This window comes from Pseudomonas sp. p99-361, assembly GCF_003935475.1.
GTDB lineage: Bacteria > Pseudomonadota > Gammaproteobacteria > Pseudomonadales > Pseudomonadaceae > Aquipseudomonas > Aquipseudomonas juntendi.
Genome location: NZ_RHQO01000031.1, coordinates 18,950 through 45,051, shown reverse-complemented (window position 1 = coordinate 45,051; position 26,102 = coordinate 18,950). Strand labels below are relative to the sequence as shown.

Below are 26,102 nucleotides of genomic sequence, written 5' to 3'. Positions count from 1 at the left end.
TAGCTTAATCTTTTGCAACATTAGTGCGAGCGAGGTGCGTGATGTCGATGGAAGTATGGTTGGGCTTTTTTGCCGCCTGCTGGGTGATCAGCCTTTCCCCTGGCGCCGGGGCGATTGCCTCGATGTCCAGTGGCCTGCAATACGGCTTCTGGCGCGGTTACTGGAATGCCCTGGGCCTGCAACTGGGCCTGATTTTGCAAATCGCCATCATCGCCGCCGGCGTGGGCGCCGTGTTGGCCGCCTCGGCCACGGCGTTCCAGTTCATCAAGTGGTTTGGCGTCGCTTACCTCGTTTACCTGGCGTACAAGCAATGGCGTGCGCTGCCAATGGCCATGACCGATGAGTCGGGCGTGCGCCCCATCGGCAGGCCGTTGAGCCTGATGTTCCGCGGTTTCCTGGTCAACGTCAGCAACCCCAAGGCGCTGGTGTTCATGCTTGCGGTGCTGCCGCAGTTCATCAACCCGCATGCACCGCTGCTGCCGCAGTATGTGGCAATCACCCTGACCATGGTCAGTGTCGACCTGTTGGTAATGGCGGGCTACACCGGCTTGGCCGCACGGGTATTGCGCCTGCTGCGTACTCCCAGGCAGCAGAAGCGCTTGAACCGCACGTTTGCCGGGTTGTTCATTGGTGCAGCGGCGTTCCTGGCGACATTGCGCCGCGCACCCGTCTGACAGGCGCGCTGCGATAAATGCAGGTTCGATCGAGTCTTGTCCGTTGGGGTGCTGTCTATCAGGGGGCGGATGATCACGATCATCCGTTTCACATGAGCATGGAGCCGAACCTGCAACTGGTGCTCTCAACCCATGCCGGGCCGGCAGCTTCGATGCGCGCCCCGGCACCGAGGAGGAAACATGGACAAGCCGATTCATCCTTTGTCGGAAATCTTCAAACAGTTGGGGCTGTCTGACGACCCGGTCGAAATCGACCGCTTCATCACGACACACTCACCGCTCGAGGACGATGTGAAACTGGTCGATGCGCCTTTCTGGAGCGATTCGCAGCGCGCGTTCCTGAAAGAAAAGTACATCGCCGATGACGACTGGATCCCGATGATCGACCAACTCAACGAGGCGCTTCACCCCCAGAAAAAATAAAGCGCCGAGCGGCACCTGACGAGTGAATGGCCGTTGCTATGCTCAGGAAAACAACCGGGGATAGCGCGATGAAAGATCCCTACGTATCAGGTTTCTGGTGCTCCGTTTCCATCCTGGGCATTCTGACGGCCAGCTACTTCTACGGCATCAGGCAGGCGCATCAACTGAACCAGGCGGTGCAGTTCCTCTACGCCGCCGCCGCGGTCACCGTGGCTGTCGCCGTGGTGGCGCTGGCCTGGGTCGCCTGGCAGCAGTTGCACCTGAACAAGCGCGAAGTGATCCAGGGGCGCACGTTGCTGACCATCTGGAACACCAAAGTTGCGCTACGCCGCGTCGAAACGGTCTTCGATCGTTATTTCTGGGGGAGCTACTGGCATTCGGGGCGCACTTTCGAAGAGGTCATGGGCGAACTCAAGGGCACCCCGCTGGAGCAAAGCCTTGATGCGCTGAAGCGCCAGTGCCGGGTGCTCGACCGCGAAATCCACGACCACCATCATCATTGGCTGGCCAACGCCCGCGACCTGTCCAGCGTGGCCCAGGCCATGGCCCGCGAGCGCTACCAGCTGGACCTGGGCGAACCCACGCAAAGCGGGCATGGCAATACCGCTGTGCTCAATCGCGACCTCGAAGTGCTGGTCTACACCTGGTCGGCGCGCCTGCGCAGTTTTGACCACCAGCTGGACGAACTGGAGCGCGGCTACCACTGAAAGCGCTTATTCGCCGCGTATGTATTGCTCCAGCTGCTTGATCAGGCTGGCTTGCTCGGCAATGGTTTCCTTCACCAGGTCGCCGATCGACAACAGCCCTAGCAGCTCGCCATTGCTCACGACCGGCAAGTGGCGCAGGTGGCGGTCGGTCATCAGGTTCATGCAGTACTCGAGGTTCTGCCTGGGCTCGACCGTGACCACTGGTGCACTCATGATTTCCCGTACCGGGGTGGCGGCAGAAGAGCGGCCCTTGAGCACCAGCTTGCGTGCATAGTCGCGCTCACTGACGATACCCACCACCTGCTTGCCCTCGACTACCGGCAGTGCACCGATGTTTTTCTCCGCCAGCATTTTCAGGGCGTCGAGCACCGAGTCATCCGGGCCGATGGTGTACACGGTCTGGTGCTGGGACTTGGTCTTGAGGATTTGTTCGACGGTCTTCATACGGGCCTCTGCGGGTGGAAAAGCGCTGTCTCGTTGTAACTAAAGCATCCGGTACGGCGCTCTGCACGGCAATGCAGGAAACGGCATGGAGTCGATTGAAAAACGTCATCGGTGTTCGCCAATGCGGGCCTCTTCGCGGCTAAAGCCGCACCCACTGTTGCGTCACAGGCTTCAAGGCCTGTGGTGCACCCTATGGGAGCGGCTTTACCGGTGCAGCCGATCAAAGCTTCGGCATTTGCCCGATCCGCGCGACCATTTCGCTGACGACCTGCAGGTCCAGCATGAACTGCTCTACCGTCTTGAACTCGTTGTCGTTGTGCCCGGTGTACTTCACGTCTGGCATGGCCAGGCCGAACTGCACGCCGTTGGGCAGGTCGTGTACCGACGTGGCACCCGCCGAGGTGCCGAACTCATGCTTCATGCCCAGGTTCTCGCTGGCCACCGCGAGCAGAGCCTTCACCCACTCGCCCTCGGGGTTGCGATACATCGGTTCGTCCAGGCTGTAGTCGAAGGCTATCGAGGTGCGGCTCTGCCGGGTCCATTTGTCCAGTCTGGTGGCCAGTTCGTCCTTGATGGTGGCAAGCGGCTTGCCCTTGGGAATGCGCAGGTTCACCGCCAGTTCCAACCCTTTGTCGGCCACCCCTACATAGGTCAAAGACGCGGTCAGCGGGCCCATGAACGGGTCTTTGAAGGCCACGCCCAGCTTGTTGCCCAGGTAGTCCAGGCCCCAGTTGTCGGCAGCGTAGCGCGCGGCGTCGGTGAATTGGTTGTGCTTGAGCGGTACCTGCTGGCCCAGGCCAGCAAGGAAGTCGAGCATGCGTGCAACCGGGTTTACCCCGGACTCCGGCTCCGAGGAATGCGCGGAAACCCCGGTTACTGTCAGCACCACCTGCTTGCCGTCGGCCTTGGCGTCGATGCTGAAGTCACCACCGTGCTGCTTTACATACCCGGCGCCGGCTCGCTGCAGTTGGTTGGCGAGTGCTGCCGGGTTGTCGGTGGCCAGGGTTGCGACCGAGGTGGTGGGGATCTGGTTGGTGGCCAGCCCGCCTGTCAGGTTGATGATTTCAGCACCTTCACCCGTGGCCGGGCGTTTGCTGAAGCTGGCCATGATCGTACCGTAGCCCTTTTCGGCAATGACCACCGGGTAGCCGCCATCCAGCGCCAGGTTGTAATCAGGCGTGGGGTTGCGCTCGAAGTAATAGGGGATCGCATCCCCACTGGTTTCTTCCGTCGTGTCGATCAGCAGCTTGAATTGGCGGGCCAGTGGCAGGTTCTCGTCCTTGGCCACTTTCAGTGCGTACATCGCGACAACAATACCGTTTTTGTCGTCTTCGGTGCCGCGGCCATACATGCGGTCGCCAACCAGGGTGACCTTGAACGGGTCCAGGCGGGTGCCGTCGGCCAGCTTCCAGTTGTCCGGATTGACCGGCACCACATCGGCGTGGGCATGGATGCCGATCACTTCCTTGCCGCTGCCGAGCGAAATTTCGTAAACCCGGTTATCGATGTTGCGGAACGCCAGGCCGAAACTGTCGGCCAGTGCTTTGATCTTGTCGGCGATTTTCAGGAACGCCGGGTTTTCGTACTGCGGCGTACCCTCGACGTTGTAGGTTGGAATAGCCACCAGTTCGCGCAGGGTTTCAGTGGCAGCCTTGCCGTACTTGATGCGGGTATACAGGCCAAGCAGGCGGTTGATCTCGTCCTGTTGCCCGGCGGCCAGCGGTTTGCCGTTCAGATAGGCCTGCAGTGTCGCCTCAAGGTTATCAGCCTTGGCCAGGTCACTGCCTTTGAGCTTGCCGAGGAACTGCTTGAAGTCACGCGGGTCGCTGCCGTCGAAGGTTTTGACGATTGCCGCGGCCTGTTGCTGAGTGAGGTTGGCCTGGGCCGGTTGGGTGAACAGGCCGATGGTGGCCAGCAGCAGGGTGGTGGCGGTGAGTTTTTTCAGGTGCATGGTTGCGCGCATTCCTTCGCCATGGATTGTTATGGGGTACCCGTTGGAGCAACGGGAGGACGCCCACGCTAACATCAATGGCCAGTGGCACGGGAGTGCCAGAAACGCGACATGTCGCACAAATGAAAAAGCCCCGGGCACAGGCCCAGGGCTTTTTGATATGGCGCACTCGGCGGGATTCGAACCCACGACCCCTGCCTTCGGAGGGCAGTACTCTATCCAGCTGAGCTACGAGTGCAACGCGCACGCATGATACCCATCTGCGCCGGTCGCGTCCATCGCCTTGATCTGTAGCCTTTTTTCCCGGTTGCCTGTGCCGGCCGGTTCGCGGCTGAAGCCGCTTCCACCCAGTGGGAGCGGGCGTGCCCGCGAAAGGGCCGGTTGCCAGTACGCAAATGATGACTTTTCCGCCAGGCTGTTCAACCATTCGTTCTTTTTTTCGAACAGCCTATTGTCCAACACCCCAGCAGCCGCTTAGCATTCGTTTGAGATTTCAAACGCTCGATGCCCTGCCTTGGGCGCTTTTCAACAATCAACAATTCGGGAAGCCGACATGCAGCTCAAAGACGCTCAGTTGTTCCGCCAGCAAGCCTACATCAACGGTGAGTGGCTGGATGCGGACAATGGCCAGACCATCAAGGTGACCAACCCGGCCACCGGTGAAGTCATCGGTACCGTGCCTAAGATGGGCACCGCGGAAACCCGCCGCGCCATCGAAGCTGCCGACAAGGCCCTGCCGGCCTGGCGTGCCCTGACCGCCAAAGAGCGCTCGACCAAGCTGCGTCGCTGGTTCGAACTGATGATCGAGAACCAGGACGACCTGGCTCGCCTGATGACCACCGAACAAGGCAAGCCGCTGGCCGAAGCCAAGGGCGAAATCGCCTATGCCGCCTCGTTCATCGAGTGGTTCGCCGAAGAAGCCAAGCGTGTCTATGGCGACACCATTCCGGGCCACCAGCCAGACAAGCGCCTGATCGTCATCAAGCAGCCAATCGGCGTAACCGCGGCCATCACCCCGTGGAACTTCCCGGCTGCCATGATCACCCGTAAAGCCGGCCCGGCCCTGGCCGCTGGCTGCACCATGGTGCTCAAGCCTGCTTCGCAAACCCCGTACTCCGCCCTGGCCCTGGTCGAACTGGCCCACCGTGCCGGTATCCCGGCTGGCGTGCTGAGCGTGGTTACCGGCAGCGCTGGTGAAGTTGGCGGCGAACTGACCGGCAACTCCCTGGTACGCAAGCTGTCCTTCACCGGCTCGACCGAAATCGGTCGCCAGCTGATGGAAGAATGCGCCAAGGACATCAAGAAGGTTTCCCTGGAGCTGGGCGGCAACGCCCCGTTCATCGTGTTCGACGACGCCGACCTGGACAAGGCGGTCGAGGGCGCGATCATCTCCAAGTACCGTAACAACGGCCAGACCTGTGTCTGCGCCAACCGTATCTACGTGCAGGACGGCGTCTACGACGCGTTCGCCGAGAAGCTGGCGGCTGCGGTGGCCAAGCTGAAGATCGGTAACGGCCTGGAAGATGGCACCACCACTGGCCCGCTGATCGACGGCAAGGCTGTCGCCAAGGTTCAGGAGCATATCGAAGACGCCGTTTCCAAAGGCGCCAAGGTACTGTCCGGCGGCAAGCTGATCGAAGGCAACTTCTTCGAGCCGACCATCCTGGTTGATGTACCGAAAACTGCTGCTGTCGCCAAGGAAGAGACCTTCGGCCCACTGGCGCCGCTGTTCCGCTTCCAGGACGAAGCCGAAGTCATCGCCATGTCCAACGACACCGAATTCGGCCTGGCTTCGTACTTCTACGCCCGCGACATGAGCCGTGTGTTCCGTGTTGCCGAAGCCCTGGAGTACGGCATGGTGGGTATCAACACCGGCCTGATTTCCAACGAAGTGGCGCCATTCGGTGGCATCAAGGCTTCTGGCCTGGGCCGCGAAGGTTCCAAGTACGGTATCGAGGACTACCTCGAAATCAAATACCTGTGCATCAGCGTTTGATCGCACGGTAACGGCTTTACCTCTGCCAGCGGGGCGCGAGAGCGACGTCTCGCTGGCCTTTTTTACATTGCTGTACCTGGTGGCCAGGGCGCTTGTGGCAGTCGATCAACGAATACTGTTCGCGAGCACTCCCAGCCACCCCCGAATAAAAGCGCCATTACTATCGGCGCAATGAGGGCATTATGAGCAAGACCAACGAATCCTTGATGCAACGTCGTGTAGCTGCCGTCCCGCGCGGCGTTGGCCAGATTCACCCGATCTTCGTCGACAGCGCGAAGAACTCGACCGTGATCGACGTTGAAGGCCGCGAACTGATCGACTTCGCTGGCGGTATCGCAGTGCTGAACACCGGCCACTTGCACCCGAAAGTGGTTGCAGCCGTGCAAGAGCAGCTGACCAAGGTCAGCCACACCTGCTTCCAGGTGTTGGCCTACGAGCCTTACGTCGAGCTGTGCGAAAAGATCAACAAGCTGGTCCCAGGCGACTTCGACAAGAAGACCCTGCTGGTCACCACCGGCTCCGAAGCCGTTGAAAACGCCGTGAAAATCGCCCGTGCCGCCACTGGCCGTGCCGGCGTTATCGCCTTCACCGGCGGCTACCACGGCCGCACCATGATGACCCTGGGCCTGACCGGCAAGGTCGTGCCGTACTCCGCAGGCATGGGCCTGATGCCAGGCGGCATCTTCCGCGCCCTGTTCCCGAGCGAGCTGCACGGTGTCAGCGTTGACGACGCCATCGCCTCGGTCGAGCGCATCTTCAAGAACGACGCAGAGCCACGCGACATCGCTGCAATCATCCTGGAGCCTGTACAAGGCGAAGGCGGCTTCCTGCCAGCGCCTAAAGAGCTGATGAAGCGCCTGCGCGCCCTGTGCGACCAGCACGGCATCCTGCTGATCGCCGACGAAGTTCAGACCGGCGCTGGCCGCACCGGCACCTTCTTCGCCATGGAGCAGATGGGCGTTGCGCCTGACCTGACCACCTTTGCCAAGTCCATCGCCGGCGGCTTCCCGCTGGCCGGTGTATGCGGCAAGGCCGAGTACATGGACGCTATCGCTCCGGGCGGCCTGGGCGGCACCTACGCCGGCTCGCCGATCGCTTGCGCCGCAGCCCTGGCCGTGATCGAAGTGTTCGAAGAAGAGAAACTGCTGGACCGCAGCAAGGCAGTGGGTGAGCGCCTGACCACCGGCCTGCGTGAAATCCAGAAGAAACACCCGATCATCGGCGACGTTCGTGGCCTGGGTTCGATGATTGCCGTCGAAGTCTTCCAGAAAGGCACCCACACCCCTGACGCCGCTGCTGTTGGCCAGGTTGTGGCCAAAGCCCGCGAAAAAGGCCTGATCCTGCTGTCTTGCGGCACCTACGGCAACGTTCTGCGGATTCTGGTTCCGCTGACCGCCGAAGACGCGCTGCTGGACAAAGGCCTGGCCATCATCGAAGAGTGCTTCGCTGAACTTGCCTGATGTGATGCGCTTCAGAAAAAACCCGCCTCGGCGGGTTTTTTTATGCCCGGTGATGCGTCGGAGGCTATGGTTGTTGGATGATGCGCCCAGAACGTTGTAAAAGGCTGAGGCAAGGATTTACAGGAGTAGTTGGCGATGAACGCTGCAGAGCCCACCCCACCGAGCGTACTGATCGTCGAAGGCGACCCATGGGTACGCGACATGCTCAGCGAGATGCTGTTGAGCGTTCGCTGCGATGCCCGCCTTCAGGTCTGCGCCGACGGCTCGCAGGCGCTCAGCGCCCTGGCCGCCAAGCCGGACCTGATCATTGCAGCACGTGAGCTGGCTGGCATCGACGGCCTCGACCTGCTGCGCAAAGTCCGCGCCAAAGGGTCGGGGTTGCCGTTCATCCTCATGAGTAACCGCAGCGACAGTGCAAGTGTGCGCGAAGCCCTGCCGCTGCACCCCACGGCGTACCTGAGCAAGCCCCTGAACCTGGGTAACCTGCGCAAGCGCCTGGAACAGTTGCTGCTGGGCATGGGCGAAGAAATCGCCTGCCCGGTGCCGCCCTTGCAGCCCGGTGCCAGCCTGCGCGCTTACCTCGAACAGCGCCGGGCTACTGCCGATGGCGGGCCGCTGCTGGCCGACTTGCAGGTGGCGATCAAGCGAGCCCTGAACCCTGAAGGCCTGAACCTGAAAGTGCTGGAAGAAGAAGTCTGCCGTGACCCGCAAGTGACCGCGGTGCTGATAGCGGCTGCCAACAGCGCAGCGCTGCACCGTGAAGCACCGGTGCAAACCCTCCTGCAAGCCCTGAACAAGCTGGGCAGCACGCAAAGCATGAACCTGATTCTGGGCATGACCCTCAAGCGCAGCGCCCGCCTCAGCGACCCCTTGCTGGCGCAGCATGCGGCGCAGTACTGGGACTTGTCCCTGCACACCGCCGAATATGGCCGTACGCTGGCGCGCCTGCTGGCGCTGGACGAAGGGCTTTGCTATTGCGCAGGGTTGCTGCATTGCCTGGGCGACCTGGCGGTGCTGCGCTGCCTGCAGGAATGGCGCCTGGCGGGCGGCGAGCTGGACGAAGACAAGGTCCAGTTGTCGCTCAACGAGTTCGGTGCCGCATTCGGCTCGGCGCTGCGCACCCGCTGGCGCTTGCCGTTGGCTTTACGCGAGCTGATCGCGGCGATCTACCAACTTGGTGGCGGGGTGTACTCCCGCGAAATTCTGGCCATGAACCTGGCCGGGCAGTTGGCGCGGCTACCGGCTGAGCAGGGGCTGGCGAAGATTGCCAGTGGCAAGACGGCGCGTTTGCTGAAGATGGGCTTGCCGGAGCTGACCCGGTTGCGCAAGGTGGAGAACCCCGAAACCAGTTCGCAGCCCGCGGCTGAAGGCCCGATACCAGCCGACGATGCTCCTTGAGCCGGGCAGGCGTAAGGGGGTTCAACCGCGCACGATCTGGTTCTTGCCCTGCCGCTTGGCCTGGTACATCGCCGCATCGGCGCGGGCATACAGGCTGTCCAGCGCCACATCTTCAGCGGTCAACCCGGTAAGCCCCTGGCTCACCGTTACCCCGTAAGTGTGCGCCCCGTGGCTGAAGCTCAAACGCTGAATCTGCCGCTGCAGCCGCTCGGCAATCTGCCCGGCCAGCTCGGCACTGCACCCTGGGAAGACTGCCGCGAACTCTTCGCCGCCAATACGCCCGAACAGGTCGCCACGGCGCAACACGGCCTTGCCGCTGTCGGCGATGTGCTGCAGCACCTGGTCGCCTTCCTGGTGGCCATAGCTGTCGTTTATCTGTTTGAAGTCGTCGATGTCCAGTAACAGGAAGGCCAACGGCGTGCCGTTTTCCCGGGCGCTGTCAAACGCCGCTTGGGCGCATTCGAAGAAGTGCCGGCGGTTGCTGCTTTGGGTCAGCACGTCAATGGTGGCCAGGCGCTGCAACTCGCCTTCCAGCTGCTTTTTCTCGGTGATGTCTTCGGCAATGCCGACGATGATCACGCGGTCGCCGTCATGCTGCTGGTTGATGTAGCACTTGTCGCTCAACCAGCGCACTTGCCCGTCGGCATTGATGATACGGTACTCGCGGTCCTCGACCGCGCCTTTGAGCAGCACCTGGGCCAGGCTGCGCTCGGCGTATTCCAGGTCGTCGGGGTAGATGCTGTCGCGCCACTCGTTGAAGTCGGCCAGTACCAGGCTGGCCGGGCGGCCGAAGATGCGCTCGTAGGCGGGGCTTACGTACAGCACTTCGCGTGTTTCCCAATCGAAGGCCCAGAGCACCGCGTTGACACTCTCGAGCAGCGAGCTGAACAGCTGTTCGCGTTCGCTCAGGCGGGCGACCTCACCTTGCGCATGAAGGAGCGCCAGTAAAGTGCGGGCGGCTCCCGGTGGTACCGGGCCTGGCGATGTCATTGGAATATTCTTGGCCATGTGCACGTAGCGAGTCTCGACGTGAAAGCGTGCGGCCAGCATCCTGCCCGCCACGCGGGCGATGTGCGGGGTTTGAGTGGGGGCGAGGTGGGGAAGTTCCAGCTGGCACGCCCCATGCTGGGGCGTGCCGATCAACGGCGATCAGGCGCCGGTCGGGCGCAGGGAATAGGTTTTCAGCTGTGCCGCGAAGTCGCGCAGGGCTTGAATACCACTGGTTTCGGCTTCGTGTACCCAGTCCTTGATGGCGGCCAGCATGTCATGGCCGTTGGCGCTGGTGCGCGCCCAGATCTGCTGCAAGGCCAAGCGCTTTTCGTAGATGGTCTTCAAGGCCTGGCTGTGCGCAAGCATCGATTCGATGCGCACATGGTGGCGGTCTTCAAGCAGGCTGGTTTCACGGGATAGCAGGCGCTTGGCACGGCGGAAGTGGTGGCGCACCGAGGCGTCGACACGCGCCAGTTCCAGCTTTACCAGTGGGGCGATCACCAATTTGCGGTACTGGGCCATGATCTGGAAGCGGTTGTTGAGGATCGCCATGGCGGTGTCCATGTCCAGGCTACCTTTGCCTTCCACCCGATGGGCAATCGGCGCCACACGCTGCACCTTGGCCAGGCGCAGCAGGCAGAACAGGCGGATCCACGCCCAGCCCATGTCGAACTCCCAGCGCTTGACCGACAGCTTGGCCGAATTGGGGTAGGTGTGGTGATTGTTGTGCAGCTCTTCACCGCCGATCACGATGCCCCACGGCACCAGGTTGGTGGCCGCGTCACGGCATTCGAAGTTGCGGTAGCCGAACGCGTGGCCCAGGCCGTTGACGACACCGGCAGCCCAGAACGGGATCCACATCATCTGGACCGCCCAGACGGTGATACCGAGGGTGCCGAACAGCAGCAGGTCGATCACGGCCATCAACGCGATGCCGCCCAGTTTGTAGCGCGAGTAAAGGTTGCGCTCGATCCAGTCATCAGGGCAGTTCTTGCCGTAGATGCGCAGGGTGTCTGGGTTGCGGGCCTCTTCGCGATACAGCTCGGCGCCTTTGCGCAACACCGTACTCAGGCCTTTGTGCACGGGGCTGTGCGGGTCGTCGGGTGTTTCGCACTTGGCGTGGTGCTTACGGTGGACCGCCGTCCACTCGCGGGTGTTCTGCGCCGTGGTCAGCCACAGCCAGAAGCGGAAGAAATGCTTGAGCGCGCCGTTGAGCTCAAGGGCCCGGTGCGCAGAGTAGCGATGCAGGTAGACCGTGACGCTCACAATGGTCACGTGGGTCATCAACAGGGTGATGCCGACCAGTTGCCAGGCCGACAAGTCGAGCAGGCCGTTGTACCACATAGATGTAAATGCCCTCGAAATGCGGGGGGAAGGGTCGATTATCCCTTGGTGGGGAAATAAAACCAGTCAACTGTTCAGACAGGAGGTCACGACATGTTTCAGCCTTTATAATGCCCCTTTCTTTTCAATGGGCTATCCCACCCGACATGTCTGTTTCCGTTCGCGACGCCTTGCGCATGGCCGCGCTCTATGTGGTGCTCTCGATCCTCTGGCTAGTGCTGGCCGAGGTGATGCTGCAGAGCATGACCGACGACCCCCTGGCATTGACCGTAGGGCGGCAGATCAACGTGGTGGTGTGGGTGCTGTGCAGTGCCTTGCTGATTTATCTGTCCCGGGTGCGGCTGCTGCATTTCATCGGCCATGGCGCGCGGTTGCGCTGCGAAGACCGGGAACGCCTGCGCATGGCCGCCGCGGTGTTCGACAGTACCCTGGAAGGGGTGCTGGTAACCGACCGCCAGGGCCTGATCGTGCACGTCAACCGTGCCTTCATGCGCATTACCGGTTACCAGCAGCACGAGGTGATCGGCCAGCGCCCGAGCAAGTTCAAGTCGGGCCGCCATGGCCAGGCCTTCTACCAGCAGGTTTACGCCACCCTGGCTGAAAAGGGCGAGTGGAGCGGCGAAATCTGGAACCGGCGCAAAAGCGGCGAAATCTACCCGCAGTGGCAGACCATCTGCGCTATTCACGATGACGAGGGTGAGCTGAGCCATTACGTGGCCGTGTTCAGTGACATCAGCGCGATCAAGCATTCGGAGCAGGAACTGGCCTACCTGGCCCACCACGACCCGCTGACTGGCCTGCCCAACCGCTTGCTGTTCAACGACCGCGTCGAGCAGGCCCTGGCCGCGGCGCAGGCCAACAAGCGTGGGTGCGCCCTGCTGCTGCTGGACCTGGACCACTTCCAGAGCATCAACGATGGCCTTGGCCACACCATCGGTGACCAGTTGCTGAGGCTGGTGGGGGAGCGCCTGGGCAAGATACTGGGCAATGGTGTGACCTTGGCCCGGCTGGGCGGTGACGAGTTCGGCGTGCTGGTCGAAGGCTGCCAGCAAGTCGGCCAGGCAGGCAAACTGGCGCAGGGCATCATCGAGCGCATGCGCGAGCCGTTCCTGTTCGATGGCCATCGGTTGTTCATCAGTGTCAGTGCCGGTATCAGCCTGTTCCCCAGCGATGCCTTGTGTGCCGAACAGTTGCTGCGCAACGCCGATTCGGCGTTGTACAAGGCCAAGGGCAATGGGCGAGCCTGCTATGCGCTGTACACCGAAGAACTGACGGCCCACGCCCAGCACCGGGTTGAAACAGCGGGCGAGTTGCGCCGCGCACTGGAGCATGACGAACTGCGGGTGTTTTTCCAGCCGGTACACGACCTGGCGACCGGCAGCCTGGTCGGGGTCGAAGCGTTGGTGCGCTGGCAGCATCCGCAGCGCGGCCTGGTGCCGCCGGGCGAGTTCATCCCGATCGCCGAGCGTACCGGCCTGATTGCCGAGATCGATGCCTGGGTGCTGCGCCAGGCCTGCCGGCAAATGGTGCAGTGGCAGGCGCAAGGCCGGCAATTGGCGTTCGTGGCGGTGAACATCTCCAGCCGGCTGTTTGGCCAACATGAGTTGTACCGGCAAGTGGCCGACGTCCTGCACGACACCGGCCTGGCCCCCGCCTTGCTGGAGCTGGAAGTGACCGAAAGCGCTGTGATGGAAGACCCAGAGGTGGCGCTGGAGCAACTTCACCGCTTACGTGAGCTTGGCGTGACCCTGGCCATTGATGACTTCGGCACCGGCTATTCTTCGCTGCTGCGGCTCAAGCGTTTGCCCGTTCAGAAGCTGAAAATCGACCAGGGCTTCGTTGCCGGGTTGCCGCTGGATGAGGATGACATCGCGATCGTGCGGGTGATCATCGCCCTGGCCCGCAGCATGGGCATGCAGGTGCATGCCGAGGGTATCGAGCAGGCAGAGCAGGCCGCCTTCCTGCTGCAGCAGCAGTGCCAGCTGGGGCAGGGGTACTGGTTCGGGCGGCCGGTGCCGGCTGCTGATTTGCACTGGGATTGAGGGCCTCTTCGCGGGTTTGCCCGCGAAGAACTCAACGCTTGTTCAAGCCTTTCGCCAATCGGTCGCCACCCAGCTGGATCAACGCCACCAGCGCCACCAGCATGGCGATCACGGTCAGCATGATCTGGCTGTCGAAGCGCTGGTAGCCATACCGGTAGGCGATGTCGCCCAGCCCTCCGGCACCGATCGCCCCGGCCATGGCCGAGGAGTTGATCAGGGTCACCAAGGTGATGGTGAAACCGCCGACAATGCCCGGCAACGCTTCGGGCAACAACACATGCCAGACAATGTGCCAGCGCCGGCAACCCATGGCCTGCGCGGCTTCCACCAAGCCATGGTCGACTTCGCGCAGGCTGACCTCGGCGATCCTGGCAAAGAACGGCGTGGCGGCGATGGTCAGCGGGACAACCGCCGCCCACACACCATAGGTCGTACCCACCACCAGCCGGGTGAACGGGATCAGCGCGACCATCAGGATCAGGAACGGGATCGAGCGGAACAGGTTGACGAAGGCGCCCAGTACCCGGTTCAGCAAGGCTGCCTCGAATATGCCACCCCTGCCGCTGGTGACCAGCAGCAGTGCCAGGGGTACCCCCAGCAGCAGGGCGATAAGCGAGGACACGCCAACCATCAGCAGGGTATCGAGCAAGCCTTCCAGCAGACGATCAAACCACATGGCCCAGCACCTCCACGTTGTCCGCCCAACGGCGGGCGCGTTGCAGCAATTGTTGGGTATCGTGCGGTGCGTGCTGCACCGACAGGATCAACTGGCCCAGGGCGTGCTCGCCAATGGTCGCCACGCCGCCCTGCAGCAGGCGGACGCGACCGCCCAGGTCGTGGAACAGGGCAGACAGTTCAGGCTCGCCAAGCACAGTCAGTTGCAGTACCACGGCGCAGTCACGGCTTGTGGGGTGGGGCTGCAGGCTGGCTTGCAGCGCCGCAGGCAGCCGCGCCTGCAGCGGCGCAAGCAGGGTTCGGGTGACCTCGTGGCGTGGGGCGCCGAAGACACGCCAGACCTCGCCCTGCTCGACCACCTCGCCGCGGTCCAGCACCACCACCCGGTGGCAGATATCACGGATGACCGCCATCTCGTGGGTAATCAGCACGATGGTCAGGCCCAGGCGCCGGTTGATATCGCGCAGCAGTTCCAGGATCGAGGCCGTGGTCTCCGGGTCCAGCGCGGAGGTGGCTTCGTCGCACAGCAGGATCTCGGGGTCATGCACCAGCGCCCGGGCAATGCCCACGCGCTGTTTCTGCCCGCCTGACAATTGCGCGGGGTACACGTGGTGTTTCTCCTGCAGGCCGACCAGTGCCAGCAGCTCCCGGACCTTGCGTTGTCGCTCGCCCTTGGCCACGCCCGCCACCTTCAAGGGCAGCTCGACGTTCTGCCACACCGTCTTCGCCGACAGCAGATTGAAATGCTGGAAGATCATGCCGATACGCCGGCGCAGCGCCACCAGCTGGTCGTCATCGAACGCCGCGATGTCCACCTGGTCGATCAGTACCCGGCCGTGGCTGGGGCGTTCCAGGCGGTTGATGGTGCGTAGCAACGAAGATTTGCCGGCGCCGCTGCGGCCGATGATGCCGAACACTTCGCCCTGGCGAATGTTCAGGTCAATGCCGTGCAAAGCGGGTTGCGCCTGCCCAGGGTAGGTCTTGCCCAGGCCGATGAAGCGTACATGGGCTTGATTGATTTCCGGGTGCAGGGCGTGCTCCCTGGCCGTTGACGCTCGCGGTTGGGGGGTGGGCGCCTTGAATGCGCTGGCCTGGCTCATGTCAGCCTTCCCAACCGGCCTGGTACAGCTTGCCGTGAGCCTTGTCCAACGCTGCGCGTACGGCAGGCGAATGTTGGTAGATGTCGACGAACTGTGCCAGGCGTGGGTCGTTTTTGCTCTGCGGGCGAATCACGAATTGAATCACGTACTCCTTGTTTTCCAGACCGTCGAACAGCAGCGCTGAACTGGCATCGAAGCTGTTGGCCAGGCGAATGTATGCCGGGTACCCCTGCACCAGGTCGGCGTCGTCATAAGCACGCACCAGCTGCACGGCTTCGACTTGCAGGATCTTCAGCTTTTTCGGGTTGGCGACAATGTCGTCCTCGGTGGCTTTGTAGCCAACCCCTGGCTTGAGCGTGATCAACCCGGCCTTGGCCAGCAGTTGCAGGCCGCGGCCACTGTTGATCGGGTCGTTGGCGATGGCCACGCTCGCCCCTTCAGGCAGGTCGGCGAAGCTTTTGTACTTTTTCGCGTACAGCCCCACGTTGTTGATGATGCCCGGTGCATAGGGCACCAAGTCGAAGCCCGCAGCCGCCTTGGCATTCTCCAGGAACGGGATGTGCTGGAAGTAGTTCACGTCGATGTCGCCGCTGTTGAGGCTGACATTGGGCGCGATCCAGTCGCTGAACTCGATCAGCTTCACCTCCAGGCCTTGCTTGTGGGCTTCTTCCACGGCGGCTTCCAGCGGGATCGCAAAGGCCGAGGTAGTGCCGATCTTCAGGGGTTCGGCGGCCTGGGCAGTGGCGCACAGGCCGAGGGACAGGGCGATGGCCACGACGGGCCGGAACAGTTTTTCAAGCATGGTGCAGGGCTCCAGTCGGTGCAGGGGTAGGGGTGCGGGTAAAGCGGTAAGCCGAACCAGGGTGGTCGGCGGGCAAGTGCGGGTGGTCGGCCTGGAACAGTTTCTGGCGCAGGGTGCCCTCGGCGTACGCGGTCTTGTAGCGGCCGCGTTGTTGCAGTTGAGGAACGACCAAATCGATGAAGTCCTCAAAGCTCTCCGGGGTGACGGTGCGGGTCAGGTTGAAGCCGTCCAGGCCGGTCTTGTCGAGCCAGGCGATCAACTGTTCGGCGACCTGCTCGGGGTCGCCGACCACCTTCACGTAGCGCCCGCCCAGCGCGTGCTGTTGCAACAGGCGCCGGCGGGTCCAGGCGTTGCCCTGCAACTGGCGCGTGGCTGACTGAATGGCGTTGCCCTGGCTGAAGGGGATCGGCTCGTCCAGTGCATAGGCCGCGAAGTCAATGCCGGTCGAGGCCGCAAAATGTGCGACGCCGGCCTCGGCGCTGGCGTGCTGCAGATACTCGGCATGCTTGGCCTGGGCCTGTTGCTCGGTCGCCGCGACGATTACCGTGATGCCCATGAAGACCTTGACCGCCTGCGGGTCGCGCCCGGCAGCCGAGGCAGCCGCGCGTACCTGCTCGACCTGGGCGCGGGCCGCGGTCTTGTCCTGAGCGCTGATGAACACACATTCGGCATGTTGCCCGGCGAAGCCCAGGCCGCGTTGCGAACTGCCTGCCTGGAACAGTACCGGGGTGCGCTGCGGCGAGGGCTCGCACAGGTGGTAGCCCTCGACCTTGTAGAACTCGCCATGGTGCTGCACCTTGCGCACCTTGTCGGGGCGGGCATAGATGCGCTGCTCGCGATCAGCGACCACCGCGTCGTCGGCCCAGCTGCCCTCCAGCAGCTTGTACAGCACCTGCAGGTATTCGTCGGCCTGGTCGTAGCGGCGGTCATGTTCGGGTTGCTGTGCCAGGCCCATGGCGCGGGCGGCACTGTCGAGGTAACCGGTTACGATGTTCCAGCCAACCCGGCCTTGGCTCAGGTGGTCCAGGGTGGATAGGCGTCGGGCGAACAGGTACGGCGCCTCGTAGGTCAGGTTGGCGGTAAGGCCAAAACCCAGGTGGCGAGTGACGGCGGCCATGGCCGAAACCAGCAGCAAGGGGTCATTGACCGGCAACTGGATGGCCTCCTTGAGGGTGACGTCCAGCGATTGCCCATAGATATCGTAGGTACCGACGATATCGGCGATGAACAGCCCATCGAACAGGCCGCGCTCCAGCAGGCGTGCGAGCTGGGTCCAGTACTCCAGGCTGGTGTACTGGGTCGAAGTGTCCCGTGGGTGGGTCCACAGGCCGTGGTTGATGTGCCCGACACAGTTCATGTTGAAGGCATTGAGCAGGATTTGCTTGGCCATCAGAGGGTCCCCCGGCGTGGCGGGTTGACGTCGTTGAGGTAGTAATTGCCGATGGCGTGGTATTTCCAGCGGACCGGGTCGTGCAAGGTGTGCACGCGGGCGTTGCGCCAATGGCGGTCGAGGTTGTGCTCGGCCAGCGTCGCTTGGCTCCCACTCAGTTCGAACAGGGCAGTGCCGGCGGCAAGCGCGATTTCCGTGCTGATGGCACGCGCTTCGGCCACGGCGATGGACGCCGCGGCGACGGTGTCGGCGGTGCTGTCGTTGCGAGCGCGGTCGAGGTATTCGCCAGCGCGTTCCAGCAGGGCTTCGGCCGCGTGCAGGCGGATCGCCAGGTGACCGAAGCTTTTCAGCGTCAGTGGGTCATCGCTTGCCTTGTCCAGGCCTGCGTCGACCCATGGTCGGCTGCGGGTGCGCACGAAGTGCAGGGCATCCTCGTAGGCGGCGCGGGCGATGCCGGTGTCGATGGCGGCGTGAAGAAGCTGCGCCAGCGGGCCGACCGGGGTGGGGCGCTCGAAGGCGCTCTGGAAAGGCACCACGTCCGTTGCGCTGACGTAAACGTTGTCCAGCAGAACCGAGCCACTGCCGGTGGTGCGCTGACCAAAGCCGCTCCAGTCGTCGATCACCTGCACGCCCTGGCTATCGGCCGGCACGAACACCAGGTGCTGCACGCCCTGTTCATCGACCACCGACGTAGGAATACGCTGGGCGTAGATGGCGCCAGTCGCATAGAACTTGCGGCCATTGATGCGAAAGCCGTCACCGTCACGGCTCAGGCGGGTGGTGCGATCGTTGGCGGTCTTGGTACCCAGTTCGGCCAGGGCATTGCCGAAACGGCGGCCGGCCAGCACTTCGCCATACAGCCGCTTCTGTTGTTCGGGGCTGCCGTTTACCCGCAGTACTTCCAGGCTGTAGAAATGATTCTGTGGGATCTGCCCCAGCGAGCCGTCGGCCTGGGCGATGCGGGCGATGACCTTGGCCAGGGTGACGTTGGACACGCCAGCGCCGCCGAAGGCCTTGGGCACACTAATGGCCCACAGGCCGGAGCGGGTGAAAAGGTCCAGTTCGCTGTGCGGCAGCCGGCGTTCGCGGTCGCGCAGGGCGCTGTCGCGGCGCAGTTGTTGGGCGATTTCGTCGGCGACATGCAGGGCTTGGGTGTCGCTGGTGATGATTCTGATGTTCATGGGTTTCTCCGGGCCTTGGGAGCGCTATGCGGCCCATCGCGACACAAGGCCGCTCCTGCAGGGATACGCGGTTCCATGCCGGTCCGCGCCACGGGTAGGAGCGGCCTTGTGTCGCGATGGGCTGCAAAGCAGCCCCCAAGGCCATTGAATTCAGATCCAGGAATGCCGCGCGGGCAAGGTCCCGTTAAGGTGGTAAGCCCCAACCGCGTGGTACTTCCAGCGCACCGGGTCATGCAGCGTGTGCACCCGGGCGTTGCGCCAGTGGCGGTCGAGGTTGAATTCGGCAAGGGTGGCGCGGCTGCCAGCCAGCTCGAACAGCTTTTCGCTGGCCTGCAGGGCAATTTCAGTGGTCAGCACCTTGGCTTCGGCCACCGCAATGGACGCGCGCGCCGCGCTCGCGGCATCGACGGGCGCGGCGCTGACCTCGTCGAGCACCTGCGCGGCCTTGCGCAGCAACGCTTGCGCCGCGTGCAGTTCAAGCTTCAGGCGCCCGACGTCAGCGATCACGTAAGGATCGTCGCTGGCGCGCTCGACATTGGCGTCGACCCAAGGCCTCGACTTCTCGCGAACGAACTTGATCGCATCTTCGATGGCCGCTTCAGCGATACCTGCATCGATTGCTGCCTGGATCAACTGCGAGACCGCGCCCTGGGTATTGGGTATATCGCGCTGGCGCCAGTTGTCGATCACCAGCGCCGCCTCCACCGGCACCTGGTCCAGCAGCACCGTGCCGCTGGCGGTAGTGCGCTGGCCAAACCCGGACCAGTCATCGACGATGCGCAGCCCCGGGCTGCCTCTACGTACGAACGCCAGGCGCTGACGGCCGTCGTCGTCCAGGGCTTTGACCGCCACCCAATGGGCGAACAGGGCGCCGGTGGAATAGAACTTCTCGCCACTGATGCGATAACCGTCGCCGTTGCGGGTGATACGCGCGGTGAGCGTGAGGGTGTCCTTGGTGCCGCGCTCGGGCCCGGCATTGCCGATGCGCCAGCCTTCGAGCACGCTGCGGAAAACCAACGCCTGTTGCGCTTCGCTTGCCGTCAGGCGCAGCAGTTGCAAGATGCCGAACTGGTTCTGCGGGATCTGCCCCAGGGCCGGGTCGGCGGCGCTGATCAGGCGAAACACTTCAGCGATGGTGGCGAACGAAACATCGGGGCCCCCGTGGGCCTTGGGCACGCTGATGCTACCCAGCCCGCTGCGGGTGAACAGCTCGACCTCGGCCCATGGCAGCTTGCGTTGCTGGTCGCGGCGGGCGGCATGCTCGCGGGCGACCTCGGCCAGTTCGCGTGCCGCTTGCAAGGCTTCGGCGTCGTTGCGCAACACCTTGGCTGGCAGCAACGGGGGAGCGCTGTCGAGATCGCTGTGTAATAGGCTGTTGGGTTGGCTGGACATCAGTACCGCTCCTTGGCTGTACTCAATGCCCTGGCGTTACGCACTGGGGAAATTGTGATGCTGACCATTCCTGACCTCGCGAAAAGTAAAGCCGCTACAGCTGGTCGCGGCGAACGTGTGCTGGTCCGGTGGTCCGGTTGATATACCCTAATGCTTTATAAAAATTTAATGAACTAACTCTTTGGAATATATATAGAAGGAGAGATTTCCGCGGCTACGCCGACCTCTTCGCGGATGAACCCGCTCCCACAGCGTTAACCCTGTGGGGAGCGGGCGAGCCCGCGAAGGGCCCAGAGCAGGCCTACTCGGAAGCAGCAGTCCCAAGGAACTTGCGCAAGAACTGCCGGGTACGCTCTTCCTTCGGCGCAGCAAACAGCGCTTTGGCCTCGCCTTGCTCCACGATCACGCCTTTGTCGAAGAAGATCACCCGGTTAGCCACGTCCCGGGCAAAGCTCATTTCGTGGGTGACGATGACCATGGTGCGCCTTTCTTCCGCCAGGCCGCGAATGGTCGCCAGCACTTCACCCACCAGTTCCGGGTCCAGCGCCGAGGTCGGCTCGTCGAACAGAATCACCTCGGGCTCCATGGCCAAGGCGCGGGCGATGGCCACCCGCTGCTGCTGGCCACCGGACAGGCGACGCGGGTAGGCATCTTCCTTGCCCGCCAGGCCTACCTTGGCCAGCAAGCGGCGGCCCAGTTCGACAGCCTGTTCGCGCGGGGTCTTCTTGACGATCACCGGCCCCTCGATCACGTTTTCCAAGGCTGTGCGGTGCGGGAACAGGTTGAAGTTCTGGAACACGAACCCGGCCTGCTGGCGCAACCGGCGGATTGCACTTTGCTGCCCCCCCAGCGGGCGGTTGGCATCGATGCTGATGGCGCCGATCTTTATCTGCCCGGCGTCGGGCGTTTCCAGCAGGTTCAGGCAGCGCAGGAAGGTGGTCTTGCCCGAGCCGCTGGGGCCGATGATGGCCACCACCTCGCCAGGCTGTACGGTCAGGTCAATGCCGTTGAGCACGGTCTGGCCCTTGAACCGCTTGGTCAGGCCTTTGACTTCAATCATGCTCAATGCTCCTGGTCATGCTGGTTGACCCGCGCTTCCATACGGTTCTGGAAGTGCGCGAGGATGCTGCACAGCACCCAGTAGATAACCGCAACCGCTACGTACATGGTGAACACTTCGAAGGTGCGTGCGGTAATCAGCTGGGCCTGGCGGAACAGCTCGGGTACCTGGATGGTGGCTGCCAGGGCGGTGTCCTTGACCAGCGAAATGAAGCTGTTGCCCAGCGGTGGCAGGGCGGTGCGCAGGGCCTGGGGCAGGATCGCCCGGCGCATGGCCTGCACCCGGGTCATGCCGATGCTGGCCGCAGCTTCCCATTGGCCACGGTCAATCGATGAAATCGCCGCGCGCAGGATTTCGCAGATGTAAGCCGCCATGTTCAGCGACAGGCCAATCAGCGAGGCCGGGATAGGGTCGAGTTCGATCCCGATCTGCGGCATGCCGAAATAGATCACGAACAGTTGCACCAGCAGCGGCGTGCCGCGAAAGAACGACACATAGATCCGCGCCAGCCAGTTGAGCGGCAATACCTTCGACAGCCGCATCAGCGCCAGGGCAAAGCCCAGCACCAGGCCGAAGAACATGCCGCCCACGCTGAGCAGTACGGTGTAACCCGCGCCCTTGAGCAGGAAGGGCGCGGAGTCGGCTACGAGTTGCAGGCTTTCAGCGATCATTTAGTGACATCGGCACCGAAATATTTTTCCGACAGCTTGGCCAGCGTGCCGTCAGCCTTGAGCTTGTCGATGGCCTTGTTGATGGCCGCCAACAGTTCAGGCTCGCCCTTGCGCAGAGCCACGCCGCTTTCCAGGCGCGAGAAGGCAGGGCCGGCCAGTTCGGTGTCCTTAGCTTTTTGCGCGTATTCCAGCGCCGCCAGGCGGTCGATCAGGATGGCGTCGATGCGGCCGTTGCGCAGGTCGGCGAATTTGCTCGGGTCGTCTTCATAAGTGCGCACCTCGGCTTTCGGTACGTCTTGTTTCACCCACTGCTCGTAGTTGGTGCCCAGACCCACGCCGACTTTTTTGCCGGCCAGATCCTGTGCACCATTGATATTCAGCTGCTCGGCCTTCTTCTTGAGAATCAGCGCCTGGATGCCGGAGATGGTGTAAGGCTCGGAGAAGTCATACTTCTTCTTGCGTTCTTCCGAAATGGTCACCTGGTTGACCACGATGTCCAGCCGTTTGGACTCCAGCGCGGCGAGAATACCGTCCCACTTGGTTGGCTGGATCTTGGCCTTGACCCCCAGCTCTTTGGCCAGCAGTTCGGAGAGCTCGACTTCAAAACCGGTCAGCTTGCCGTTTTCATCCTGAAAGCTGAACGGCGGGTAGGTGCCTTCGAGGCCGACGTTGATCACGCCTTTTTCCTGAATGGTTTTCAGCTCTTCGCCGGCGAGGGCCTGGCCGAGCAGACCAGCACCCAGCACAAGGGCCAGGCTGGCATTGAGTAGCGGTTTGACGAACTTCGACATGGCAGAGCCCCGCGCGTGTTGTGTAGGGAGAGGGTGGCGACTATAGAGCTGGCTTTTTAGGCCTGGAAATAATAAAAAAATATTTTGTTACTTCCATTTTGTTCGTTATCAGAGCGTGATTGCTTTGAGGGTAGGCGAGGTTGCCTGCGCCGTCACCGCAGGGTGTGCCCGACATGGCGCAGGATGGAATAAAGCGTAGTTTTTTCCAAGAGGCGGATTTGCCGTAGAGTGGATTGCACGCAGGCACGCCCGGCCCTTTCGCGGGCATGGCGAAACAACCCGATGGCCTATACGGCAGGAGAAAACCGTGAGCGAACAACCATTATCCGGGCGCTGGCAGTTGCAGAGCATCGTAACCGGCCTGCGCGGCGCGCGTGAGCAGTGGCGCACCCGCAATGGCCGCAGCAGCGGCGAGCAGGGTGGCCGCGAGCTGCCGTCGCGCGAGGCGATGCGGCAGATCCTTGAGCAACTCTGTGGTGCGCTGTTCCCTATGCGCCTGGGCCCGGTCGACCTGCGCGAAGAAAGTGAAGATTTCTACGTTGGCCACACCCTCGATGCCGCCCTGACCGCCTTGCTGGCCCAGGCCCGACTGGAGCTGCGTTACGCCGCCCGGCAAAGCCAGGCCGAGCTGGCCGGTGTGGATGCTCACGCGCTGAGGCTGGTACAGGATTTCGCGGCAGCCTTGCCAGCGCTGCGGGTGTTGCTCGACACCGATGTGCTGGCTGCCTACCACGGCGACCCGGCGGCCCGTAGCGTCGATGAGGTGCTGCTGTGCTACCCCGGCGTTCTGGCGATCATCCACCACCGCCTGGCGCACCATCTGTACCGGGCAGGCCTGCCACTGCTGGCGCGCATCAGTTCGGAACTGGCGCATTCAGCCACCGGTATCGACATTCACCCTGGGGCGCAGATCGGGCCGAGTTTCTTCATCGACCATGGTACGGGGGTGGTCATTGGCGAAACCGCGATCATCGGCGAGCGCGTGCGTATCTACCAGGCTGTGACCCTTGGCGCCAAGCGTTTCCCAAGCGACGAGTCGGGCACCTTGCACAAAGGCCTGCCACGCCACCCAATCGTCGAAGACGATGTGGTGATCTATGCCGGCGCCACGGTACTGGGGCGCATCACCATCGGTAAAGGCTCGACCATTGGCGGCAACGTGTGGCTGACCCGCAGTGTGCCAGCCGAGAGCAACATCACCCAGGCCAACTTGCAGCTGGATTGCCAAGACAAGCATTGACCTGAAATTTGCCTGGCGTGCACCGGCACTTTTCAAGGTGAAACGGGCTCTTACAAGGACCGCACATCGAGCGACCGATGTGCGCGCCAGGCGCGGGTTTGCCCGCGAAAAGGCCGGGCCAGAAGCGCGCCAGTCGGCGCCCCAATTCGCATTGAACACCGATCCATGTTTAACTTGAACGCTTGTTCAATGAAAAAACGCTGGTCCGCTGCCGGTGTTCAACAGGAGGATTCCTTTGCTGAACCCGTTCATTCCGAACCTCACGTCTTTTGACGAGGTGCCTGCCCCATGAGTGCACCGACCCCATCCCTTTCCACCAGCAAGATCCGCATGAACCCGCCGGTGTTCTACTTTGCGGCAAGCTTCATCCTTATCTTCGGCCTGGTGGTCATCTCCAACCCGCAAACCGCAGGCGACTGGTTGCTGGCGGCGCAGAACTGGGCGGCCAATACGGTCGGCTGGTACTACATGTTGGCAATGACCCTGTACCTGGTCTTCGTGGTGGTCACCGCCTTGTCCGGCTACGGCAAGATCAAGCTCGGTGCCGACCACGACGAGCCCGAGTTCAGTTACCTGTCATGGGCCGGCATGCTGTTTGCGGCTGGCATCAGCATTACGTTGTTCTTCTTCTGTGTGTCCGAACCGCTGACCCATATGCTGCAGCCGCCCCAAGGCGAAGCGGGCACTGCGGAGGCCGGGCGCCAGGCCATGCAGATCCTGTTCCTGCACTGGGGGTTGCATGGCTGGGGCGTGTTCGCCTTCGTCGGCATGGCGCTGGCCTACTTCGCCTACCGCCATAACCTGCCGCTGGCGTTGCGTTCGGCGCTGTACCCGCTGATCGGCAAGCGCATCAACGGGCCGATCGGTTATGCGGTGGACGGCTTCGGCATCATCGCCACCGTGTTCGGCCTGGGCGCCGACATGGGCTTTGGCGTGCTGCACCTGAATGCCGGCCTGGATTACCTGTTCGGCATCAGCCACAGCCAGTGGGTGCAGGTGATCCTCATCACCCTGATGATGGGCGCGGCGGTGGCCGTAGCCGTTGCCGGGGTAGAGAAGGGCGTGCGGGTAATGAGCGACATCAACCTGTTCCTGGCCTGCGCATTGCTGCTGTTCGTGCTGTTCGCCGGGCCTACCCAGCACCTGTTCAACACCCTCATCCAGAACCTTGGCGATTACCTGGGCGCCTTGCCGCGCAAGAGCTTCGACGTGTATGCCTACGGTGAGAACCGCGACTGGCTGGGTGGCTGGACAGTGTTCTACTGGGCCTGGTGGATTGCCTGGGCGCCGTTCGTGGGCTTGTTCATTGCGCGCATTTCCCGCGGCCGTACCATCCGCGAGTTCGTCTTTGGCGTGCTGCTGATCCCGCTGGGCTTCACCCTGGCGTGGATGTCGATCTTCGGCAACAGTGCCCTGGACCAGGTCATCAACCACGGCATGACCGCGCTGGGCCAGTCGGCCTTGGACAACCCGTCCATGAGCCTGTACCTGCTGCTGGAAACCTACCCCTGGAGCAAGGTGGTGATCGCCACCACGGTGTTCATCAGTTTCGTGTTCTTCGTCACCTCGGCCGACTCTGGCACCGTGGTGCTGTCGACCTTGTCGGCCACCGGTGGGGATGCCGATGAGGACGGGCCGAACTGGCTGCGCATTTTCTGGGGCGCGATGACCGCGCTGGTCACCAGTGCGCTGTTGTTCGCGGGCAGCATTGATTCACTGAAGTCGGCGGTGGTACTGACCTCGCTGCCGTTCTCGTTGATCTTGCTGTGCATGATGTGGGGGTTGCACAAGGCCTTCTACCTGGAGTCGCAACGGCAGATCGCGCAAATGCACTCGCTGGCACCGTTCGCCCAGTCACGCCGCGGCCGTGGCGGCTGGCGTCAACGTTTGAGCCAGGCGGTGCACTTCCCGTCGCGTGACGAGGTGTACCGCTTCATGGACGATGTGGTGCGCCCGGCGATTGCCGATGTGCGTGAGGTGTTCGAGCAAAAAGGCCTGGTGCTGATCACCCAGGATGACCCAAGCCACGACAACGTCAGCCTGAAAGTAGGGCATGGCGAAGAACAGCCGTTCATTTACCAGGTGCAGATGCGTGGCTACTTCACGCCATCGTTCGCCCTGGGTGGGCTGGGCACGCAGGAGTTGAAGAACCGCCGCTACTACCGGGCGGAGGTGTACCTGAGCGAAGGCAGCCAGAACTACGACCTGGTTGGCTACAGCAAGGAGCAGATCATCAACGACATCCTCGACCAGTACGAGCGACACATGCAGTTCCTGCATCTGGTCCGCTGACCAGGCTTTCCTGCTCTGGCCTCTTCGCGGGCACGCCCGCTCCCACAGGTACATCACAGGTTTCGAAACCGGTGCCGGA

The 26,102-nt window shown here is 62.6% G+C and carries 22 protein-coding genes and 1 tRNA gene; 9 read left to right on the top strand and 14 right to left on the bottom strand.

Annotated features, from left to right (window positions below):
• Positions 1-41: 41 nt before the first annotated feature.
• The 3 genes from EGJ22_RS15230 to EGJ22_RS15220 all read left to right on the top strand — a co-directional run bounded on the left by EGJ22_RS15230 (position 42) and on the right by EGJ22_RS15220 (position 1,804).
• Positions 42-674 carry a LysE family transporter gene (locus EGJ22_RS15230; RefSeq protein ID WP_009682210.1) on the top strand — a complete coding sequence of 211 codons (633 nt, stop codon included), beginning with the start codon at positions 42-44 and terminating at the stop codon, positions 672-674.
• A 180-nt stretch (positions 675-854) separates the two neighbouring features.
• Positions 855-1,097, top strand: a complete 243-nt coding sequence (locus EGJ22_RS15225) for a DUF2789 domain-containing protein (RefSeq protein WP_029884786.1) — start codon at positions 855-857, stop codon at positions 1,095-1,097.
• A gap of 68 nt (positions 1,098-1,165) precedes the next feature.
• Positions 1,166-1,804, top strand: coding sequence for a hypothetical protein (locus EGJ22_RS15220; RefSeq protein ID WP_009682212.1), 639 nt, complete (start codon positions 1,166-1,168; stop codon positions 1,802-1,804).
• Positions 1,805-1,810: 6 nt separating this feature from the next.
• Here the strand turns inward: EGJ22_RS15220 and EGJ22_RS15215 are convergent, their stop codons facing one another.
• From EGJ22_RS15215 to EGJ22_RS15205, 3 genes are all read right to left on the bottom strand, one after another.
• Complete coding sequence (locus tag EGJ22_RS15215) at positions 1,811-2,248, bottom strand: CBS domain-containing protein (protein ID WP_009682213.1); 438 nt, start codon at positions 2,246-2,248, stop codon at positions 1,811-1,813.
• A 220-nt stretch (positions 2,249-2,468) separates the two neighbouring features.
• A complete protein-coding gene (locus EGJ22_RS15210; protein ID WP_029884785.1) occupies positions 2,469-4,199 on the bottom strand; it encodes a dipeptidase in 1,731 nt (576 codons plus the stop codon).
• A 161-nt stretch (positions 4,200-4,360) separates the two neighbouring features.
• A tRNA-Arg gene (locus tag EGJ22_RS15205) sits at positions 4,361-4,437 on the bottom strand.
• A gap of 315 nt (positions 4,438-4,752) precedes the next feature.
• On the opposite strand from EGJ22_RS15205, the gene gabD reads away from it, so the two are divergent.
• From gabD to EGJ22_RS15190, 3 genes are all read left to right on the top strand, one after another.
• Positions 4,753-6,195, top strand: a complete 1,443-nt coding sequence (gene gabD, locus EGJ22_RS15200; protein ID WP_009682215.1) for an NADP-dependent succinate-semialdehyde dehydrogenase — start codon at positions 4,753-4,755, stop codon at positions 6,193-6,195.
• A gap of 182 nt (positions 6,196-6,377) precedes the next feature.
• Positions 6,378-7,655, top strand: coding sequence for a 4-aminobutyrate--2-oxoglutarate transaminase (gene gabT / locus EGJ22_RS15195; protein WP_029884784.1), 1,278 nt, complete (start codon positions 6,378-6,380; stop codon positions 7,653-7,655).
• A 135-nt stretch (positions 7,656-7,790) separates the two neighbouring features.
• The gene (locus EGJ22_RS15190; protein WP_029884783.1) at positions 7,791-9,053 is read left to right on the top strand and encodes a response regulator; all 1,263 of its coding nucleotides are present in this window, start codon (positions 7,791-7,793) and stop codon (positions 9,051-9,053) included.
• A 21-nt stretch (positions 9,054-9,074) separates the two neighbouring features.
• On the opposite strand, the gene EGJ22_RS15185 is transcribed toward EGJ22_RS15190, so the two are convergent.
• Both EGJ22_RS15185 and desA read right to left on the bottom strand, forming a co-directional pair.
• A complete protein-coding gene (locus EGJ22_RS15185; RefSeq protein WP_029884782.1) occupies positions 9,075-10,103 on the bottom strand; it encodes a sensor domain-containing diguanylate cyclase in 1,029 nt (342 codons plus the stop codon).
• Between the two features lie 99 nt (positions 10,104-10,202).
• The gene (gene desA, locus EGJ22_RS15180) at positions 10,203-11,387 is read right to left on the bottom strand and encodes a delta-9 fatty acid desaturase DesA (RefSeq protein ID WP_029884781.1); all 1,185 of its coding nucleotides are present in this window, start codon (positions 11,385-11,387) and stop codon (positions 10,203-10,205) included.
• 146 nt (positions 11,388-11,533) lie between these two features.
• Here desA and dibA point away from each other — a divergent pair, with 146 nt between their 5' ends.
• Complete coding sequence (gene dibA / locus EGJ22_RS15175) at positions 11,534-13,429, top strand: phosphodiesterase DibA (protein WP_029884780.1); 1,896 nt, start codon at positions 11,534-11,536, stop codon at positions 13,427-13,429.
• Between the two features lie 31 nt (positions 13,430-13,460).
• Here the strand turns inward: dibA and EGJ22_RS15170 are convergent, their stop codons facing one another.
• The 9 genes from EGJ22_RS15170 to tcyJ all read right to left on the bottom strand — a co-directional run bounded on the left by EGJ22_RS15170 (position 13,461) and on the right by tcyJ (position 22,491).
• A complete protein-coding gene (locus EGJ22_RS15170) occupies positions 13,461-14,105 on the bottom strand; it encodes a methionine ABC transporter permease (RefSeq protein ID WP_009682222.1) in 645 nt (214 codons plus the stop codon).
• On the bottom strand, positions 14,095-15,204 hold the full coding sequence (locus EGJ22_RS15165) for a methionine ABC transporter ATP-binding protein (RefSeq protein ID WP_029884779.1): 1,110 nt from the start codon (positions 15,202-15,204) through the stop codon (positions 14,095-14,097). Before EGJ22_RS15165 ends, EGJ22_RS15170 begins: the two co-directional genes overlap by 11 nt.
• Before the next feature lies 1 nt (position 15,205).
• Complete coding sequence (locus EGJ22_RS15160; RefSeq protein ID WP_029884778.1) at positions 15,206-16,006, bottom strand: MetQ/NlpA family ABC transporter substrate-binding protein; 801 nt, start codon at positions 16,004-16,006, stop codon at positions 15,206-15,208.
• Positions 15,999-17,396 carry an LLM class flavin-dependent oxidoreductase gene (locus tag EGJ22_RS15155; RefSeq protein ID WP_029884777.1) on the bottom strand — a complete coding sequence of 466 codons (1,398 nt, stop codon included), beginning with the start codon at positions 17,394-17,396 and terminating at the stop codon, positions 15,999-16,001. The genes EGJ22_RS15160 and EGJ22_RS15155 overlap by 8 nt, the downstream gene beginning before the upstream one ends.
• Positions 17,396-18,577, bottom strand: a complete 1,182-nt coding sequence (locus EGJ22_RS15150; protein WP_029884776.1) for an SfnB family sulfur acquisition oxidoreductase — start codon at positions 18,575-18,577, stop codon at positions 17,396-17,398. The genes EGJ22_RS15155 and EGJ22_RS15150 overlap by 1 nt, the downstream gene beginning before the upstream one ends.
• Before the next feature lie 150 nt (positions 18,578-18,727).
• The gene (locus tag EGJ22_RS15145; RefSeq protein ID WP_029884775.1) at positions 18,728-19,969 is read right to left on the bottom strand and encodes an SfnB family sulfur acquisition oxidoreductase; all 1,242 of its coding nucleotides are present in this window, start codon (positions 19,967-19,969) and stop codon (positions 18,728-18,730) included.
• 301 nt (positions 19,970-20,270) lie between these two features.
• Positions 20,271-21,029: an L-cystine ABC transporter ATP-binding protein TcyN gene (gene tcyN / locus EGJ22_RS15140; protein WP_029884774.1), complete on the bottom strand. Its 759-nt coding sequence runs from the start codon at positions 21,027-21,029 to the stop codon at positions 20,271-20,273.
• A 2-nt stretch (positions 21,030-21,031) separates the two neighbouring features.
• Positions 21,032-21,700 (bottom strand): cystine ABC transporter permease, encoded by a 669-nt coding sequence (tcyL, locus tag EGJ22_RS15135; protein ID WP_009682229.1) that lies wholly within the window; start codon positions 21,698-21,700, stop codon positions 21,032-21,034.
• The gene (gene tcyJ / locus EGJ22_RS15130; RefSeq protein WP_029884773.1) at positions 21,697-22,491 is read right to left on the bottom strand and encodes a cystine ABC transporter substrate-binding protein; all 795 of its coding nucleotides are present in this window, start codon (positions 22,489-22,491) and stop codon (positions 21,697-21,699) included. Before tcyJ ends, tcyL begins: the two co-directional genes overlap by 4 nt.
• Before the next feature lie 307 nt (positions 22,492-22,798).
• Between tcyJ and epsC the strand changes: the two genes are divergently transcribed.
• Together epsC and betT are read left to right on the top strand one after the other, a co-directional pair.
• Positions 22,799-23,731, top strand: a complete 933-nt coding sequence (epsC, locus tag EGJ22_RS15125; protein WP_029884772.1) for a serine O-acetyltransferase EpsC — start codon at positions 22,799-22,801, stop codon at positions 23,729-23,731.
• Between the two features lie 288 nt (positions 23,732-24,019).
• The gene (gene betT, locus EGJ22_RS15115; RefSeq protein ID WP_009682232.1) at positions 24,020-26,023 is read left to right on the top strand and encodes a choline transporter BetT; all 2,004 of its coding nucleotides are present in this window, start codon (positions 24,020-24,022) and stop codon (positions 26,021-26,023) included.
• Positions 26,024-26,102: the final 79 nt, after the last annotated feature.

Bases quoted from the DNA above. Each gene is read 5' to 3' on its own strand.
- EGJ22_RS15145 (WP_029884775.1), bottom strand. From the start codon at position 19,969: ATGTCCAGCCAACCCAACAGCCTATTACACAGCGATCTCGACAGCGCT.
- tcyN (WP_029884774.1), bottom strand. From the start codon at position 21,029: ATGATTGAAGTCAAAGGCCTGACCAAGCGGTTCAAGGGCCAGACCGTG.
- EGJ22_RS15185 (WP_029884782.1), bottom strand. From the start codon at position 10,103: ATGCTGGCCGCACGCTTTCACGTCGAGACTCGCTACGTGCACATGGCC.
- desA (WP_029884781.1), bottom strand. From the start codon at position 11,387: ATGTGGTACAACGGCCTGCTCGACTTGTCGGCCTGGCAACTGGTCGGC.
- betT (WP_009682232.1), top strand. From the start codon at position 24,020: ATGAGTGCACCGACCCCATCCCTTTCCACCAGCAAGATCCGCATGAAC.
- dibA (WP_029884780.1), top strand. From the start codon at position 11,534: ATGTCTGTTTCCGTTCGCGACGCCTTGCGCATGGCCGCGCTCTATGTG.
- EGJ22_RS15215 (WP_009682213.1), bottom strand. From the start codon at position 2,248: ATGAAGACCGTCGAACAAATCCTCAAGACCAAGTCCCAGCACCAGACC.
- EGJ22_RS15155 (WP_029884777.1), bottom strand. From the start codon at position 17,396: ATGGCCAAGCAAATCCTGCTCAATGCCTTCAACATGAACTGTGTCGGG.
- tcyJ (WP_029884773.1), bottom strand. From the start codon at position 22,491: ATGTCGAAGTTCGTCAAACCGCTACTCAATGCCAGCCTGGCCCTTGTG.
- gabT (WP_029884784.1), top strand. From the start codon at position 6,378: ATGAGCAAGACCAACGAATCCTTGATGCAACGTCGTGTAGCTGCCGTC.
- EGJ22_RS15210 (WP_029884785.1), bottom strand. From the start codon at position 4,199: ATGCACCTGAAAAAACTCACCGCCACCACCCTGCTGCTGGCCACCATC.
- EGJ22_RS15170 (WP_009682222.1), bottom strand. From the start codon at position 14,105: ATGTGGTTTGATCGTCTGCTGGAAGGCTTGCTCGATACCCTGCTGATG.
- EGJ22_RS15165 (WP_029884779.1), bottom strand. From the start codon at position 15,204: ATGAGCCAGGCCAGCGCATTCAAGGCGCCCACCCCCCAACCGCGAGCG.
- EGJ22_RS15190 (WP_029884783.1), top strand. From the start codon at position 7,791: ATGAACGCTGCAGAGCCCACCCCACCGAGCGTACTGATCGTCGAAGGC.
- EGJ22_RS15225 (WP_029884786.1), top strand. From the start codon at position 855: ATGGACAAGCCGATTCATCCTTTGTCGGAAATCTTCAAACAGTTGGGG.
- tcyL (WP_009682229.1), bottom strand. From the start codon at position 21,700: ATGATCGCTGAAAGCCTGCAACTCGTAGCCGACTCCGCGCCCTTCCTG.
- EGJ22_RS15220 (WP_009682212.1), top strand. From the start codon at position 1,166: ATGAAAGATCCCTACGTATCAGGTTTCTGGTGCTCCGTTTCCATCCTG.
- gabD (WP_009682215.1), top strand. From the start codon at position 4,753: ATGCAGCTCAAAGACGCTCAGTTGTTCCGCCAGCAAGCCTACATCAAC.
- EGJ22_RS15230 (WP_009682210.1), top strand. From the start codon at position 42: ATGTCGATGGAAGTATGGTTGGGCTTTTTTGCCGCCTGCTGGGTGATC.
- EGJ22_RS15160 (WP_029884778.1), bottom strand. From the start codon at position 16,006: ATGCTTGAAAAACTGTTCCGGCCCGTCGTGGCCATCGCCCTGTCCCTC.
- EGJ22_RS15150 (WP_029884776.1), bottom strand. From the start codon at position 18,577: ATGAACATCAGAATCATCACCAGCGACACCCAAGCCCTGCATGTCGCC.